Annotated in this window: 11 protein-coding genes; 4 read left to right on the top strand and 7 right to left on the bottom strand. The window is 62.9% G+C overall.

Annotated features, from left to right (window positions below):
• Positions 1–18: 18 nt before the first annotated feature.
• Genes VXL81_RS19180 through VXL81_RS19165 form a run of 4 tightly spaced genes read right to left on the bottom strand, consistent with a single transcriptional unit; the run spans position 19 to position 6,916 of the window.
• Entirely contained in the window at positions 19–2,079 is a 2,061-nt protein-coding gene (locus VXL81_RS19180; RefSeq protein WP_416555674.1) for a hypothetical protein, read from the bottom strand.
• Between the two features lie 15 nt (positions 2,080–2,094).
• Entirely contained in the window at positions 2,095–4,989 is a 2,895-nt protein-coding gene (locus VXL81_RS19175; protein ID WP_416555672.1) for a DUF4159 domain-containing protein, read from the bottom strand.
• Entirely contained in the window at positions 4,986–5,912 is a 927-nt protein-coding gene (locus tag VXL81_RS19170; protein ID WP_416555670.1) for a DUF58 domain-containing protein, read from the bottom strand. The genes VXL81_RS19175 and VXL81_RS19170 overlap by 4 nt, the downstream gene beginning before the upstream one ends.
• The gene (locus tag VXL81_RS19165; RefSeq protein WP_416534565.1) at positions 5,909–6,916 is read right to left on the bottom strand and encodes an AAA family ATPase; all 1,008 of its coding nucleotides are present in this window, start codon (positions 6,914–6,916) and stop codon (positions 5,909–5,911) included. The genes VXL81_RS19170 and VXL81_RS19165 overlap by 4 nt, the downstream gene beginning before the upstream one ends.
• 64 nt (positions 6,917–6,980) lie before the next feature.
• Here VXL81_RS19165 and VXL81_RS19160 point away from each other — a divergent pair, with 64 nt between their 5' ends.
• The 3 genes from VXL81_RS19160 to VXL81_RS19150 all read left to right on the top strand — a co-directional run bounded on the left by VXL81_RS19160 (position 6,981) and on the right by VXL81_RS19150 (position 9,074).
• On the top strand, positions 6,981–7,598 hold the full coding sequence (locus VXL81_RS19160) for a DUF1285 domain-containing protein (protein ID WP_416534564.1): 618 nt from the start codon (positions 6,981–6,983) through the stop codon (positions 7,596–7,598).
• Positions 7,599–7,876: 278 nt separating this feature from the next.
• On the top strand, positions 7,877–8,629 hold the full coding sequence (locus VXL81_RS19155) for a hydroxypyruvate isomerase family protein (RefSeq protein ID WP_340546410.1): 753 nt from the start codon (positions 7,877–7,879) through the stop codon (positions 8,627–8,629).
• A 172-nt stretch (positions 8,630–8,801) separates the two neighbouring features.
• Positions 8,802–9,074: a DUF2798 domain-containing protein gene (locus tag VXL81_RS19150; RefSeq protein ID WP_340546411.1), complete on the top strand. Its 273-nt coding sequence runs from the start codon at positions 8,802–8,804 to the stop codon at positions 9,072–9,074.
• Positions 9,075–9,277: 203 nt separating this feature from the next.
• Here VXL81_RS19150 and polA read toward each other — a convergent pair whose 3' ends face one another.
• The 3 genes from polA to VXL81_RS19135 all read right to left on the bottom strand — a co-directional run bounded on the left by polA (position 9,278) and on the right by VXL81_RS19135 (position 14,632).
• On the bottom strand, positions 9,278–12,091 hold the full coding sequence (polA, locus tag VXL81_RS19145) for a DNA polymerase I (RefSeq protein WP_416555668.1): 2,814 nt from the start codon (positions 12,089–12,091) through the stop codon (positions 9,278–9,280).
• Between the two features lie 97 nt (positions 12,092–12,188).
• Positions 12,189–14,240, bottom strand: coding sequence for an EAL domain-containing protein (locus tag VXL81_RS19140; protein WP_416555666.1), 2,052 nt, complete (start codon positions 14,238–14,240; stop codon positions 12,189–12,191).
• A gap of 209 nt (positions 14,241–14,449) precedes the next feature.
• Positions 14,450–14,632, bottom strand: coding sequence for a zinc-finger domain-containing protein (locus VXL81_RS19135; protein ID WP_340546414.1), 183 nt, complete (start codon positions 14,630–14,632; stop codon positions 14,450–14,452).
• A 71-nt stretch (positions 14,633–14,703) separates the two neighbouring features.
• On the opposite strand from VXL81_RS19135, the gene VXL81_RS19130 reads away from it, so the two are divergent.
• The gene (locus VXL81_RS19130; RefSeq protein ID WP_340546415.1) at positions 14,704–15,636 is read left to right on the top strand and encodes an ABC transporter ATP-binding protein; all 933 of its coding nucleotides are present in this window, start codon (positions 14,704–14,706) and stop codon (positions 15,634–15,636) included.
• Positions 15,637–15,680 lie beyond the last annotated feature (44 nt).

The raw sequence follows: 15,680 nt of genomic DNA, 5'->3' as shown, positions 1-15,680 counted from the left end.
CCCTGCAAAGGCTGATGGTCACCGCCGCCCTTCGCGCAGCCAGCCTGCGAGAATCGCCGCGCTGGCCAGCAGCAGCACCAGCCAAGCGGGAAGCAGCGGCGTCTGGTTGACCGAGACGGTGCGATAGGCGTCGCGCGGGGTCAGTCCGATCCAGCCACGTCCAGCGGCAACGCGTCCCTCGCGCACATCGCGCAGGCTCGGGATACCGTCGTGCAGCGCGCGCACGCCGCCACGGGTCTGGGCCACGGCGGCGGCCATGATATCGCCGGTGGCAATGGTCTGTTCAAATTCACGCGGCGCCGCAGGGCCGAGGCCGATGACGGTGGACTGGCTGCCTTCTTCCAGTCGGTAAAGACCGGGTTCCGGCCCCTCGTAGCGGCCTTCCCAGCGGCCGGGCGCGGTTTGGGTCATCGTGACGGTGACGGTGCTGCCATCGGGGTTTGTGACCGTGACATCGCCGACATCTTCGCCCAGGCTGCGGCGCTGGATGCGCATACGCTGCCCGGTTGCCTCGGCTGACAGGACGTCCTCTTCCAGCTCGGGCTCTTTCATCATCCAATGGGCAAGGCGCCGCAGCAGCTCAAGCTGCGGGCCGCCGCCTTCGTATCCCCGGCTCCAGAGCCAGGCATGATCGGAGGCCAGCAGCGCCACGCGCCCCTCGCCGACCCGGTTCAGAACCAGCAGCGGGCGGTCATCCAGGCCGCTCATCAGGACATTGCCTTGGGGGACGTCGACTTCGATCTGCCGCAGCCAGCGGCCCCAGTCGGAGGCGCCGGTGAGATCGGCGGTAACCGGGTGGCGCTGGCCCAGATCGGTGATTTCCGGGCGATAGGCGCGCTCCAGCACCCGCGCCGAGGGGCTGGCAGGCAGGATGCTGGCCAGCGGAGAACGATAGATGCTGTCGGCGCTGGCAAAATCCGGCCCCGCCGCCACCAGAACCGCGCCTCCGCGTTCAACATAATCGGCCACATTGTCGAGGTAGATCGCCGGCAGGATGCCGCGCCGTTTGTAGCGATCAAAGATGATCAGATCGAAATCATTGATCTTTTCCAGAAACAGCTCCCGCGTTGGAAAGGCAATCAGCGACAGCTCATCGACCGGTACCCCGTCCTGTTTTTCCGGTGGGCGCAGAATGGTGAAATGCACCAGATCCACCGCGCTGTCGGATTTCAGCAGATTGCGCCAGGTGCGCCCGCCCGGATGCGGCTCGCCCGAGACCAGCAGCACGCGCAACCGATCGCGCACCCCGTTGATCTGGACCAGCGCGGCGTTGTTGCGATCGGTCAACTCGCCCTCGGCGGTGGGGACGGTGAACTGGATCACGTTGCGCCCCCCATGTGGCAGGGTCAGTGGCAGGTCGAAATCGACACCGACAGGCAGGTTGAAGCGCTGCGGTTCGGCGCCGCCGATTGAAATCGCCAGCTCTGCCAGATTGCCGGTTGCGGGGGCCTCGCCCTGATCCTCGATCCTGAGGGTCAGGGTCACGGGTTCACCGATAATGGCAAAGCTGGGGGCGTTCTTGACGATCAGCCGCCGGTCCCAATCGCTGGGGCGACCGGTCAGCAGCAGATGCAGCGGGGCAGGCAGGGCCGGGGTCTGCGCAATGTCATGGATCTGGCCATCGCTGAGCGCGATCATCCCGGCAACCCGACCGCGCGGCACATTGGCAAGCGCCTCGGCCAGTGCGCCCATCAGCAGGGTGCCACTGTTGTCGCTGCTGCCATCACGCGGCGGGACGCTGTCGACGGCAATCCAGCGAACCACGGTGTTCGGGCGCTGACTGAGGGCGGTCTCCAATGCGGCACGGGCGGCCCCTGTCTGGTCGGGGCGGTCGGACAGGGCCTGGCTGGCGGTCTTATCCTCAAGCACCAGAACGATGTCACTGAGCGCGGCGCGGTCTTCGATCTGGTACACCGGGCCGCTGAGGGCCGCGATCAGCACCAGAGCGGCGAGCGCACGCATCGGCCATCCCCCAAGGCGTTTCCAGACCGCCAGAGCCAGCACCGCAACCGACAGCGCCGCAAGCAGGCCGATCAGCGGCCAGGGGACCAGTGGGTCAAAGAGGATGGTCTGTGTCATCTGTCCAGCCTCATGTCATTGCCCCAGCCGATCGAGCAGGGCGGGGACATGCACCTGATCGGATTTGTAGTTGCCAGTGAGCACATGCATGACCAGATTGACCCCAAAGCGGTAGGCCAATTCGCGCTGACGCTCGCCGGTATAGCCGCGCCCCACTGGCAGCAGAGGGCGGCCGTTGTCATCCACGGCCCAGGCGGAAGCCCAGTCGTTGCCGCCGATGACAACCGGTGTGACACCATCATTGAGGTTGCGGAAGGGGATGCCTTCCACTTGCTGGGCATCGGCGGGCGCGGCTTCGACCCAGAGCGTGCCGCGGCTGTGGCGTCCGGGGAAATCCTGTAGCAGATAGAAGGCGCGGGTCAGCACATGGTCTGCGGGCAGCGGTTCGAGTGGCGGCACGTCCAGCCGCAGGGCCAGTTGTTGCAGGCGCCGCCCTGCCGGGCTGCTGGCTCCGGCGCGGGTCAGGTCGGCGTCGCGGGTGTCAAAGAGGATCATCCCGCCGGTGCGCAGATAGGTGTTGAGCCGGTCGTAGGCCGTACCCGAGGGCAGCGGCTGATTGGCGGTCACCGGCCAGTAGAGCAGCGGGTAGAACGCCAGCTCGTCGCGCTCCAGATCAACGCCGGCGGGGGGAGAGGGTTCAACCGATGTGCGGAACCGCAATGTGTTGGACAGCCCTTGCAAGCCGTCGCGCGCCAGCTGGTCAATCTGCGGGTTGCCGGTCAGCACATGGGCCAGCGTCAGCTCGGCCGCGCGGTCTGCGGCGAGGGCGTCTGCTGCGGGATCGGATGCGTCGGACCGGGCCGCGCTGTCGGTTTGCTCGATCACCAAGGCGTTGCCCTGGGCGTGGCTGCGCAGGTCGCTGCCGGAGCCGGTGGCCCAGATACAGGTGGCGAGGACCAGGGCCGATGCGAGGTTTTGCGCCTTGGGTGCGGTCGGTCGTGTCCGACGCGTCAGTAATCCCGACAGCAGCAGCGCGGCGATCACGTCGAGCGCCAGCAGCAGCAGGGAGAGGCTGATCAGGATGCCGCCAAGCGGGCGCTCCGGCGTGCCACCATAGCCAAGGATTGGCAGCCCGACGGGCCAGCCAATTGGCGTCAGCTGATCCTCGGCCCGCATGACATTGCGGGCAATCCGCCGATCTCCGTTCTGGTACAGCCCGGGTTGCAGGCCGGGGCCGGTCAGGGCGGCAACCAGATCAGGCCCTGCGACACCGGGCAGGGCATCGGCATCCGACAGGTCACCAAAGCCATCGAGCACCTGAAGCGGCGCCCATGTGGTGCCCTCCAGATCCGTAGCCTCGGCCGGTTTGGCACCGGAGGAAACCGCCAGCCGCTCCATCATCTGCACAAATAGGCCCGAGAGCGGCAGGGTGCTCCATTCCGCATTGGCGGTGACATGGAAGAGCACGATCTGACCATTGCCGAGCGGTTTGCGTGTCACCAGCGGCGTCCCATCGGAGAGTTCCGCAATCACCCGCTCCGCAAGGCTGGGATCGGGTTGTGCGACCACCTGTGAACTGACGGTGACGTCCTCGGGGATGGTCAGCCCGAAGAAAGGAGAGCCTTCGGCAAAGGTGGCCAGCGTCTTGGGCTCGCCCCAGCTCATGGCGCCGCCAATGCTGCGGCCTCCGATCCGCAGGCGCACGGGCAGCAGCGGCTCTTCGTCGGTGCGGGCAGTATCGCTGGCGGCCAGCCGGGGACCGGCAAACCGCAGGAGCAATCCGCCTTTGTTGACCCAGTCCACCACCGCTGCCTCCTGATCGGGGGGCAGACGTGCGGTATCGGCCAGGACGATCACATCCGGGTTGGCAGGCAAGAGATCGTTCAGCCCGCCTTCCAGCAGGTCTGCGTTTGGCGCCAGCGCCTTGCGCAGATAGTGCAGGGGCGACAGCAGGGCGAGGCCTTCGTTGCCGCTCTGGCTGGAGATCAGCGCCACCTCGCGGCGGCGCAGACCGTCATCGGTAAGCGATATAGCCCCTGCGCTGCGGTGACCCTGCAGTTCGAAGAGCCGGATACGTGCGCGCAGCTCAGCGGGCAGGGACAGGCGGGCGGTGGCTTCAAGCCCATTGGCGGCAGCGGTATCTGTATCGGCAAAATCCACCGTCGCCGCGCCCAGAGTCCGCATGGTGCCGCCCGGATCCGGCCCACGGGCAAGCACGGTGACGGTCTGGTCACTGCCGGGGGTGATCTGGGTGTGGCTGCGAGTGACCGTGATTTCCATCGCGCCGTCGACATAGACCACCGGACGCAGGGCCAGCCTTGGGGTGGGATGTTGATAGACGGTCAACTCGCCGCGCTGGCGCAGCGTCGCCATCAACGCATCGCGACCCGGATAGTCCAAGCCGTCACTGAACCACAGGCTGTCAAAGCCCCCGTCAACTGCTGCTATCTGCGCCTGTGCCGTCGTGAGCTGGTCTTGCGAGGGTTGCCAGGCCTGTGGCGTTTCGCCGATCAGCTGTCGGCGCCAGCTGACTGCGCTTTGGAACTGCGGGGGCTGCGGTGCGGTGAGCCGCAGCACGGCTACGGGCCGATCGGCACGTCCGGCCTCGGCCAGGAGGCGGTCGATCTCCTCGCGGGTGCGCTCCCATTCCGGGGCGCCGGCCCAGCTGCCATCAAGCACCATCAGCAGCGGGCCGCGGCCCGAGGGTGCGGTGCTTGGGTTGAGCACAGGCCCGGCCAGACCAACGATGGCCGCTGCCACCGCCATCAGCCGCAGTAAGAGCAGCCACCATGGGGTCCGGTCCGAAAGACTGTCATCGTCGCGCAACCCCAGCAGCAGTGTGACCGCCGGAAACAGGCGTTTGCGCGGGGCAGGCGGGACTGCCCGCAGCAGCAGCCAGAGCAACGGCAGTGCCAGGAGTGCCAGAAGCAACCAGGGGGCCGTGAAGCCGATGCCCGCAATCGTTGTCATGTGCCGGATCTTTCCATGGCATGGTACAGCCACATCAGGGCCGCCTGTGCGCTGTCGCCGGTGTGATGGGTGCCGAGGCGCCAGCCTGCCACGCGGCAGAGGTGCTCCAATGCGTCGCGCCGTTCGGCCAGGCGATCAAGGTAGCGTTGCCTAAGCGCGCCTGCCTTCAGGGTTTCGTGCCGCAGACCGCCGCCGATGCTTTCGAATATCGTGCGCCCGTCAAAGGGGAACTCCTCCTCTGCCGGATCAAGCACCTGCATCAGCACGCCGTGCACGCCGCGATCCGCGGCCTTGGACAGCGCCTGTTCCAGTGGCGCGAAGGGGCCCAGAAAATCCGACAGGAACAGAACCCGCGCGTTGGGTTGCATGGCGCGATCTTCCGGCGGGGCATAATCCGTGGCGTCGTCCCTGCTCAGATACTCGGCCAGTCGCAGGATCTGGGTATTGCCGCGCCGGGGTGGCAGATGCCCACCGGTCAGACCGACCCGTTCGCCGCCACGTAGCATCATCACCGACGTCGCCAGCCCCAATAGCCGCGCCCGGTCAATTTTCTGCGGCAGGGCACTGCCGGAGGCAAAGCGCATCGACGCCCCCTGATCGACCCAGAGATGCACCGTCTGCGCAATCTGCCATTCCCGCTCGCGTACGAATTGCTGATCGCCCTTGGCCGAGCGCCGGTGGTCGATCATGCGGCGGCTGTCACCGGCCTGAACCGGGCGATATTGCCAGAAATCATCGCCCAGCCCCGCACGGCGGCGACCGTGTTCGCCAATCAGCACAGATCCGGCCAGTTGTTGCGCCTGCACCAGGAGCGGCGGAAATCGGCTGGCGGCACTTTCGGCGCGGTGGCGCAGATCCGCCGCTGCCGGCTGGAGCGCGCTGCCGGTCGGCCGGGCCGGCTGAAGGGCGCGCGGCTGTGTCACGCGGCGACACCGGGCCGGGCCATCGCCTCGGCTGTGCTTGTGATAAGAGCGCTCAGGTTCTCGCCACGGGCACGCGCGGCGAAGTTCAGCGCCATCCGGTGGCTGAGTACGGGCTGGGCCATATCCAGCACGTCGTCGGCATTGGGAGCGAGGCGCCCCTCGAGCAGGGCGCGGGCGCGCACCGCCAGCATCAGCGCCTGAGCAGCCCGTGGTCCGGGCCCCCAGGCAACGGTTTGCTGCACCTGTTCGGAGGCCGCCGGATCATCCGGGCGGAAGGCGCGCACGAGATCGAGAATCAGTTCGACCACGCCGTCACCGACGGGCATCCGGCGCAGCAGAGTCTGCGCGGCCATCAGTTCATCGGCGGTGAAGACCTGGTAGGCGCTGCCTTCCTCAACCCCAGTTGTGGCCAGCAGGATATCGCGTTCGGTCTGCCGCGTCGGATAGGGGACATCAATCTGGAACAGGAAACGGTCCAGCTGGGCTTCGGGCAGCGGATAGGTGCCCTCCTGTTCGATGGGGTTCTGGGTGGCCAGCACGTGGAAGGGCATCCCCAGTGGTCGGTCGGCGCCCGCCACGGTCACCATACGCTCCTGCATCGCCTGCAACAGTGCCGATTGTGTTCGTGGGCTGGCGCGGTTGATCTCATCGGCCATCAGCAGCTGGCAGAACACCGGCCCCGGCACAAAGCGAAAGGCGCGGCTGCCATCGCTGGCGGTGTCCAGGACCTCGGAGCCCAGAATATCGGCAGGCATCAGGTCCGGGGTGAACTGCACCCGGTTGCCGGCCAGCCCCATAACGGTGGACAGGGTTTCGACCAGCCGGGTCTTGCCCAGCCCGGGCAGGCCGATTAACAGCCCATGACCACCGCACAGCAGCGTGCTCAGAGTGAGATCAACCACTCTTTCCTGACCGATAAAGCGCCGGGTGATAGAGGATCTGGCCTGTGTCAGCTTGTCTTCAAGCGCTTCAATCTCGGCCAGCAGATCGTCGGGTTCGGACATGACTTTCCCTTCACGGCGAATATATAGTGTTACTGTATCGCGTTGAGAGAAAATGGCAAAAGCAATGAGCGGACAAAATCCCGTGACTTCCGGCAGCAAATCCCCTGAAACAGGATCAGAACCGCCCAGTGCCGAGGGGCTGGCGGCCGCTGCCAAGACGGCGAGCAAAGGCGGGTTGCCGCCGGTACATCTGTGGAATCCGCCGTTTTGCGGCGATCTAGACATGCGGATCGCCCGTGATGGCACCTGGTTCTACCTTGGCACGCCGATTGGCCGGTTTGAACTGGTGAAGCTGTTTTCCTCCATTCTGAAGCTGGAAGACGGCAAATACTTTCTGGTGACCCCGGTCGAGAAAGTGGGCATCACGGTCGAGGATGCGCCTTTCGTTGCGGTGGATTTCGAGGTCGAGGGCGACGGCGCCGCGCAGATTCTGCGGTTCGAGACACATGTCGGCGACAGGGTCGAAGCCGGGCCTGCGCATAAGATTCGTGTGGTAAGAGACGATGCAACCGGCGAGCCCTCGCCCTATGTGATGGTGCGTGCCGGGCTGGAGGCCTTGATTGATCGCAAGAGCTTTTATCGGCTGGTCGAGCTGGGATGCCACCGGGACGGCTGGTTCGGGCTGTGGTCGGGCGGCGAGTTTTTTGGGATGATCCCGTCGGCTGATTTGCCGGAGGGCTGACCACGGCGCATCCGACCCGGCGCTCGTCGGCAGGGGTTTGCCGGTGGCAAAGGGCAGCGGCAGGAAGTCGCTGACCCGCTTGAGTATATTGTTAAATTACCGAAAATTCTTGTGAAAACCCGCTCAAAATCGGCGGAGATATGGGGCAGATTGGGGGCGTGCAAAAACGGGCCGATCAATGGCGCAACCGGCGGGGGCCGGGACGAGCCTTTGGTGACTTTTGCCCGGAGCATGTCTGTTTGGCCGCCAATCGGGGGTGGCTCCAAAGGAGGTTTTCGATGCCGAAGTTTGCGGCCAATATTTCATTGCTGTTTGCCGAATTGCCCTATCTGGATCGTTTTCCGGCGGCGGCGCGGGCCGGATTTGAGGCGGTGGAAATCCTGTTTCCCTATGAGCTGGCTGCGAAGGAAACCCAGCGCGCCCTGCTGGCCAATGGTCTGGAACTGCTGCTGATCAATGCGCCGCCGCCAAATTATACAGGCGGGATGCCGGGCTATGCCGCGCTGCCGATGGGGTCGGATCGCTTTCAGCGCGATATTCGGCGGGTGCTGCGCTATGCGGAGGTGTTGCGGCCCGGAATGATCCACATCATGGCCGGCTACGCAAAAGGGGATGTCGCCAAGGAAACGCTGATCCGCAATCTGCAATGGGCGGCCGACTATGCGCCGGGCCAGCAGTTCACCATCGAGCCGCTGAACAGCGGTGATCAGCCGGGGTATTTTCTGGATGACTACAATCTCGCCGTAGAGGTGCTGGAGGCGGTGGATCGCAAGAACGTGGGACTGCAATACGACGCCTACCATGCGCAGTTGATCCACGGCGATGCGGTGAAGGTCTGGGAGGCCTTTGGTAACCGGGCTGTCCATGTACAGATCGGTGCGGCGCCGGGGCGTTGCGAACCGGGAACCGGGCCGGTCGATTTTGAGCAGCTGTTCGCGGCCATCGACGAGAGCGGCTATGGAGGTTGGGTCAGCGCGGAATACACCCCCAGTACCAAGCGGACAGAGGACAGTCTGGCCTGGATGGGGTGAGAGCGGGCCGAACCCGTGAGGGGGGGCTGGCGTACCCTGAGGCTTGGCAGGTGTGGAGGGAGGGCTGCGGCCTCTGCGGCCAAACGTCCAGCGGGACAGGAATACATATTCGTGAATTGAAATGTGACTGAGCGCGGGGCATAAGGCAGTAAGTCGTGATCTGGAGACGTCCATGCTGCCTGCGCGTTTTGCCCCCATCCTATTTGGTCTGATCCTGTCGGGTATCATGTCGTGTATCGTCACCGGGGTGGCCACGCTGAAGGCGGTGGGCCTGAGTTCCGAAGCGCCGGGACTTTGGATGGCTGCCTGGAGTTTTGGCTGGCCGGTGGCCTTTGGCGTGGTGCTGGTTGTTGCACCCGCCGTGCGCCGCATGGTGGCATGGATGGTGAAGCCGCCGCAGGAAGCCAGCAAGGGTACGGTTTCCTCTCCCCGGCAGGATCGCTAAGCGAAGCCCCTCCGACAATGTCCTGACCGAGCAAGCGCTCCCGCCCGTCATCACAGCATCATGGATGCTATTCTTCCCGTTGGGCCGGGCGCCATGCCTAAGGCATGGCGTGCCGCTGAAATGCGAGGCGGGCGTCCGATCCGATCCGCTTCGGTCAGGTTTTGAAAGCGGCCCGGATCTTTGGCATCAAGCCTCGGCCAAAGCTAGTGAGCTTCGGCCCAGTTCCGCCCTTTGCCTGCGTCCACTACCAGCTTCACGTCGAGATGCACGGCCGGATCTGCGGCGGTTTCCATCACCCTGCGCGCGGTTTCGATGGTGTCGTCGACAGCGGCCTCGGGCACTTCGAACAGCAATTCGTCATGCACCTGTAGCAGCATCCGCGCGGGCAGATGGGCGATTGCGGCGGGCATACGGATCATGGCGCGGCGGATCACATCCGCAGCCGTGCCCTGTATCGGTGCATTGATCGCCGCGCGTTTGGCAAAACCTGCACGTGGTCCCTTGGCGGAGATTTCCGGAGTATGGATCTTGCGCCCGAACAGGGTCTGGACATGGCCGTGTTCCTTGGCAAAGGCGACGGTGTCATCCATGTAGCGGCGAATGCCGGGGAACCGCTCGAAATAGCGATCGATGAAGCCCTGCGCCTCGGCGCGCGGGATGCGCAGATTGCGGGCCAGACCAAAGCCGGAGATCCCGTAAATCACGCCAAAGTTGATCGCTTTGGCCTGACGGCGGATTTCGGGGGTCATTTCATCCAGCGGCACGTTGAACATCTCGGACGCGGTGAGCGCATGGATGTCCTGACCTTCTGCAAAGGCCTGCTTCAGCGTATCGATCCCGGCGACATGGGCCAGGATGCGCAATTCGATCTGGCTGTAGTCAAGCGACAGCAGGACATTGCCATCCTCGGGCACGAAGGCTTCGCGGATGCGGCGCCCTTCCTCGGACCGGACCGGGATATTCTGGAGGTTGGGATCGGTTGAGGCCAGGCGGCCAGTGTTGGCACCGGTCTGCACGTAGGAGGTGTGCACGCGCCCGGTTTCCGCATTTATGTGATCCTGAAGCGCGTCGGTATAGGTCGATTTGAGCTTGCTCAGCTGGCGCCAATCCAGCACCAGACCAGGCAAGGCGTGTTCCGTCGCGAGATCCTCCAGGATATCGGCACCGGTGGCATAGGCGCCGGTCTTGCCCTTTTTGCCGCCTTCCAGACCGAGTTTGTCAAACAGGATTTCCCCCAGCTGCTTGGGGGATCCGACGTTGAATTCCTGGCCTGCCAACTGGTGAATTTCCGCCTCCAGCCCGGCCATTTTCTGGGCAAAGGCGTTCGACATGCGGGACAGCGTATCACGATCGACCTTGATGCCTTCGCGCTCCATCCGGGCGAGCACCGGCACCAGCGGGCGTTCCAGCGTTTCATAGACCGTGGTGACCGCTGACCGGTGCAATTGCGGTTTGAACAGCTGCCAGAGGCGCAGGGTGATATCGGCGTCTTCCGCGGCATAGGCGACCGCATCGCCAATGGGCACACGGTCGAAGGTGATCGCGGATTTTCCACTGCCCAGCAGCGGTTTGATCGGGATCGGCGTGTGGTTCAGGTAACGCTCTGACAGCGTGTCCATACCGTGCCCGTGCTGACCTGCGTGCATGGCATAAGACATCAGCATTGTATCGTCGATCGGCGCCACATCAATGCCACGGCGGGCAAAGATCTTGGCGTCATATTTCATGTTCTGGCCGATCTTGAGGATGCTGTCGTCCTCAAGCAGCGGTTTCAGCAGATCGAGCGCCTCCTGCAAAGGCATCTGCCCCTCCGCCAGCTCGTCCGAGCCAAACAGATCGTCGCTATTGCCGGATTTATGGGTGAGCGGGATATAGCAGGCGGTCCCCGGCTCCACGCAGAGTGAAATGCCAACCAGATCCACCACCATTTCATCAAAGCCGGTGGTTTCCGTATCAACAGCGACCCAGCCGCGTTCGCGGATCCGGGCAATCCACCTCTTTAACGCCTCGGCATCGCGGACGCATTCATATGACGCGCTGTCAAACGGCAGGTCGGTTACGGTCGGAGCGTCCGTTGCCGCGGTATCTTTGGCCGGGGCGTCCGTGATTGTGGGTGGTTCCTTACCAAGCTGGTCCGCGATGCGTTTGGACAGGGTGCGGAATTCCATTTCGGCGAGGAAGGCCAGCAGGTGATCGGCGTCCGGATCGCGCACCTCTAGGTCATCCAGAGTGAAATCCAGCGTCATGTTGCTGTCCAGCTGAACCAGTCTTTTGGACAGTTCGATCTGCTCGCGATTTTCGATCAGGGTCTGTCGGCGCTTGGGTTGTTTGATCTCTTCTGCGCGGTCCAGCAGCTCTTCCAGGGAGCCGTATTCGTTGATCAGCAGTGCGGCGGTCTTGATCCCGATCCCGGGTGCGCCGGGCACATTGTCGACCGAGTCGCCCGCCAGCGCCTGCACGTCCACTACACGGTCCGGGCCAACCCCGAATTTCTCGACAACGCCATCGCTGTCGATCCGCTTGTTTTTCATCGCATCCAGCATTTCAACACCGCCACCGACGAGCTGCATCAGATCCTTGTCGGAGGAGATGATGGTCACGCGGCCACCGGCGTCGCGGGCCTGGCAGGCGAGGGTGGCGATGATGTCATCGGCCTCGAAACCTTCCTGTTCCTTGCAGGCGATGTTGAAGGCTTCGGTCGCGGTGCGGGTCAATGGAATCTGCGGCCGCAGATCCTCGGGCATGGCCTCGCGGTTGGCTTTGTATTGATCATAGAGATCGTTGCGGAAGGTATGCGACCCCTTGTCAAAGATCACCGCAACATGGGTTGGTGCATCGGGACCACCATTGCCCTCAACATAGCGCTGAAGCATGTTGCAGAAACCGGCAACCGCCCCGATTGGCAGGCCGTCGGACTTGCGGGTGAGGGGCGGCAGCGCGTGGTAAGCGCGGAAAATGAATGCCGATCCGTCGATCAGGTGCAGATGGCAGCCCTTGCCAAAAGATGCGGTGGTCATGGCCGATGCTCCGGGTGTTGCGCGTTGGCCCCCGTTATCGGTGATCAGCGGAGGGAGAGCAATTGCCCATTCTCGGCCTTTTTGATGTCGGCTGGCGTCAGGCTGTTTTTGCCTGTTTGTTCGCCTCGACGATCAGGCGCATTTCGTCCCGTGCCATTGGTCGGCCAAAGTAAAACCCCTGTACGGAGGCGCATTTCTCGGTGCGCAGGAACTGCAATTCATCCTCTACCTCGACACCCTCGGCCAGGACCGGGATATTGAGCGCAGCGCCCAGGAGCAGGGTGGATCGGACAATTGCCGCCCGTTGATCGTTTTTGTGTACGTCCTGTACGAAGCTGCGGTCGATCTTGATCTTGTCAAAGGGGAAGGTTTGCAGCATCGCGAGCGACGAGTAGCCGGTGCCAAAATCATCCATGGCGATCCGTAGGCCCATGTTTTTCAGCTGTTGCATGACCTTCAGGGTATGGACCTGATCGTCGATAATGCTGGCCTCGGTGATTTCCAGTTCCAGACGTTCAGCAGCAAGGCCGGTTTCCAGCAGGATGTCGGAGACATGTTCGACGAAAGAGGGCTGCATTAGCTGCTGTGGCGCCACGTTGACCGCGATGTTGAATTGCTCGGGCCAACCACTTGCCTCACGGCAGGCCGTGCGCAGAACCCAAAGGCCGATTTCGCGGATCAGCCCGGTTTCCTCGGCGATGGGAATGAAGGTGTCGGGGGGAATGCGGCCTTTCTCCGGGTGGTTCCAGCGCAGGAGAACCTCGAACCCGATGGGAGCGAGAGAGCGCAGATCGTTCTGCAGCTGATAGGCCAGTTCGAACTGATTGCCCGCGATGCAGGCCTGCCGCAGATCGTTGACCAGTTCCAGACGGTCGCGGTTGTGTTTTTCCATCTGCGCATTGAACAGGCATATGTGCCGGTCTGCGTCCGATTTGGCACGATACATGGCCACATCCGACTTATGCAGCAGATCGCGCAGGTCGCGGCCGTCTTCCAGGCTGGTGGCAACACCGATGGCGACACCGACGATCGCCGATGTGTTGTCAAAATCCACCGGCTCGACGGTCAAGGCGTGCAGCCGCTCGGCAAAGGCCATGGCCTGATCGACCCGGCGAAACCCTTGCTTTAGAGCGACAAATTCGTCGCCGCCGACGCGCGCGATATATTCATCTTTCTCCAGAACGCTATTCAGCCGGTCGGCTACGGTCATCAGAACAGCATCCCCGGCTGCGTGACCATAAAGATCGTTGATTTCCTTAAACAGATTGAGATCAAGGGTCAGCACGGCAACGCGTTCGGTCTCGTCGCGCGCCAGCAAGTCGGTCAGGCTGGCCATCTTGCGCGTCAGGGACATCCGGTTGGGCAGTCCGGTCAGGGGATCGTGCAGGGCGGCGTGCTGCAGCTGGTCGCGGGCCTCGCTTTCGACGTTTGTTTCGATGCTGAGCGCCGCAAAGCCGATCACCAGGATGATCGTCATCGTACCCAGAACAAACAGGCCAAGTGTCGCATCCGAGATCACCTCGGGCGGGACGGAATACAGTGGGCTGAGCTGTACGGTGATGGCCGACATGCCGGTAAAGTGCATGGTACAGATCGTCAGCGTCATCAGGGCGACGGCAACAAGCCAATGCCGTCCGGTGTTGAACCGGGTGAGATACTGATAGGTCGCCATTCCGAACACCGTGCCCAGCAGAATGGAGGATATGAGCGGTGTGGTCTGCCAGACGATCTCTCCTGGCAGTAGATAGCCGCTCATCCCGAGATAATGCATGGTCGAGACGCTGAGGCCAAACATCGCGCCGCTGGCCGCAACGCGGTGATTGGTCGAATGTGCAATGGCGTAGACACCGTTTGACATCAGCATACCGACAACGGCTGCACCCAGGGACAGTGCCGTGATCAGCGGATCATATCCATGGACATATCCGGGATCAAAAGCAAGCATGGCGATGAAATGGGTGGTCCAGACGGTGCCGCCGCTGATCAGGCTGGTCAGCACCAGCTGGACGATTTTGCGATTACCGACGGTCTGACCGAGCCGCTGTGTCATCAGGACGGAAAGACAGGATCCGATGACGCAGACAAGCGCAGCCACGGTCACAAGGCCGAGGCTGTGTTCTTGCGTAATGCATTGAACGACGCTGTACATCACAGTCTCCGGTAGCAGCAGATATACCTTCTATCCTGTGCATCATCATCGTAAAGAATCCGCTACCGCGACCGGATCGACGCCGTCTTGATCACTAAAATTCGCCTCAACCTCGTCGCACTTTTCACGAGCTGGCGCAGGTGTTGGCATAAACGCAAAACGCCGCCCGTTCCGGCGGCGTTTCCAATCTTGTGATTTTTTTCAGGCGGTTACGCCTGGTTCTGTGCTGCATCCTTATGGACAAACTTGCAGTCGCAATAGGGGCATTCGACAAAGCCTTCGGCTTCGGGGATTTGCAGGTAGACCCGCGGATGTCCCAGCGCACCTTCGCTGCCGTCGCAGGCGACGCGGTAGCTGTCCACGATCTTGGTTTCCGGCGCTTCGATGGTCATCTCTGGCGGTCCTCTTGGTTATCGTTTAGGGGCTTTTATGAGCCAAGGGAAAACCGGGGGCAAGAGCCGCGATGACAGAGGACGCAATCCGTATTGAAGGTTTGCAAAAAACCTACAAGGGCCGCAGGGGGCAACCCGCGAAAGCCGCGCTGAAAGGTGTGGATCTGAGCATTCCGCGTGGCTCTGTGTTTGGTCTTCTTGGTCCCAACGGTGCCGGCAAATCCACGATGATCAACATCCTGGCCGGGTTGGTTCTGAAAACCGCAGGCAAGGTCACGATCTGGGGCTTTGACCAGGATGAAAATCCGCGTCAGTCCCGGGCGGCTATCGGGGTGATGCCGCAGGAGCTGAATCTTGATCCGTTTTTCAGTCCACGTGGCGCCTTGGAAGTGCAGGCCGGGCTGTATGGTGTGCCAAAATCCGAGCGGCGCAGCGATGAGATCCTGCGTATGGTCGGGCTTGAGGACAAGGCACATGCCTATGCGCGAACCCTGTCCGGTGGAATGCAGCGGCGGCTGTTGCTGGGCAAGGCGCTGGTGCATCATCCGAATATTCTGGTGCTGGATGAGCCGACAGCAGGCGTGGATATCGAATTGCGCCAGATGCTGTGGGAGAACATCCGCAAGCTGAACGCGCAGGGCATGACAATCATCCTGACGACCCATTACCTCGAAGAGGCCGAGGAAATGTGTGATGAGATCGCAATCATCAACCAGGGCGAGCTGGTTGCCCGCGACACCACCGCAAATCTGCTGGGGCGTCTGGACGCCAAGGCGATGGTGGTGCATCCGGCGGCGGCGGTGACGGAACTGCCAGCCGGTAAGGGGATCACATCGGAGTTGCGCGGCGATGGGGCAGTGATCCTGCGCTATCATGGCAACGCAACCAGCGCCGAGGAGGTGCTCTCAGCGGTGCGCGCCGCAGGGATCTCCATCCGCGATGTGAAGACCGAGGAGGCGGATCTGGAAGACGTGTTCCTGGCGCTGACGACGTCGCGCAGCTGAGACGCGTATTAAAGCAGTCGCGCTGTTGGCTGCAGGCAACGGGG

Origin of the sequence: Phaeobacter sp. JH204B (assembly GCF_048055755.1) — a bacterium.
Taxonomy (GTDB): Bacteria; Pseudomonadota; Alphaproteobacteria; order Rhodobacterales; family Rhodobacteraceae; genus Phaeobacter; species Phaeobacter bryozoorum.
Note: the sequence above shows the minus strand (reverse complement) of the source record. Positions and strands in the feature narration are given on the sequence as shown.

Coding starts and splice junctions, on each gene's coding strand:
- VXL81_RS19180 (WP_416555674.1), bottom strand. CDS start 2,079: ATGACACAGACCATCCTCTTTGACCCACTGGTCCCCTGGCCGCTGATC.
- VXL81_RS19175 (WP_416555672.1), bottom strand. CDS start 4,989: ATGACAACGATTGCGGGCATCGGCTTCACGGCCCCCTGGTTGCTTCTG.
- VXL81_RS19165 (WP_416534565.1), bottom strand. CDS start 6,916: ATGTCCGAACCCGACGATCTGCTGGCCGAGATTGAAGCGCTTGAAGAC.
- VXL81_RS19160 (WP_416534564.1), top strand. CDS start 6,981: ATGAGCGGACAAAATCCCGTGACTTCCGGCAGCAAATCCCCTGAAACA.
- VXL81_RS19155 (WP_340546410.1), top strand. CDS start 7,877: ATGCCGAAGTTTGCGGCCAATATTTCATTGCTGTTTGCCGAATTGCCC.
- VXL81_RS19150 (WP_340546411.1), top strand. CDS start 8,802: ATGCTGCCTGCGCGTTTTGCCCCCATCCTATTTGGTCTGATCCTGTCG.
- polA (WP_416555668.1), bottom strand. CDS start 12,091: ATGACCACCGCATCTTTTGGCAAGGGCTGCCATCTGCACCTGATCGAC.
- VXL81_RS19140 (WP_416555666.1), bottom strand. CDS start 14,240: ATGTACAGCGTCGTTCAATGCATTACGCAAGAACACAGCCTCGGCCTT.
- VXL81_RS19135 (WP_340546414.1), bottom strand. CDS start 14,632: ATGACCATCGAAGCGCCGGAAACCAAGATCGTGGACAGCTACCGCGTC.
- VXL81_RS19130 (WP_340546415.1), top strand. CDS start 14,704: ATGACAGAGGACGCAATCCGTATTGAAGGTTTGCAAAAAACCTACAAG.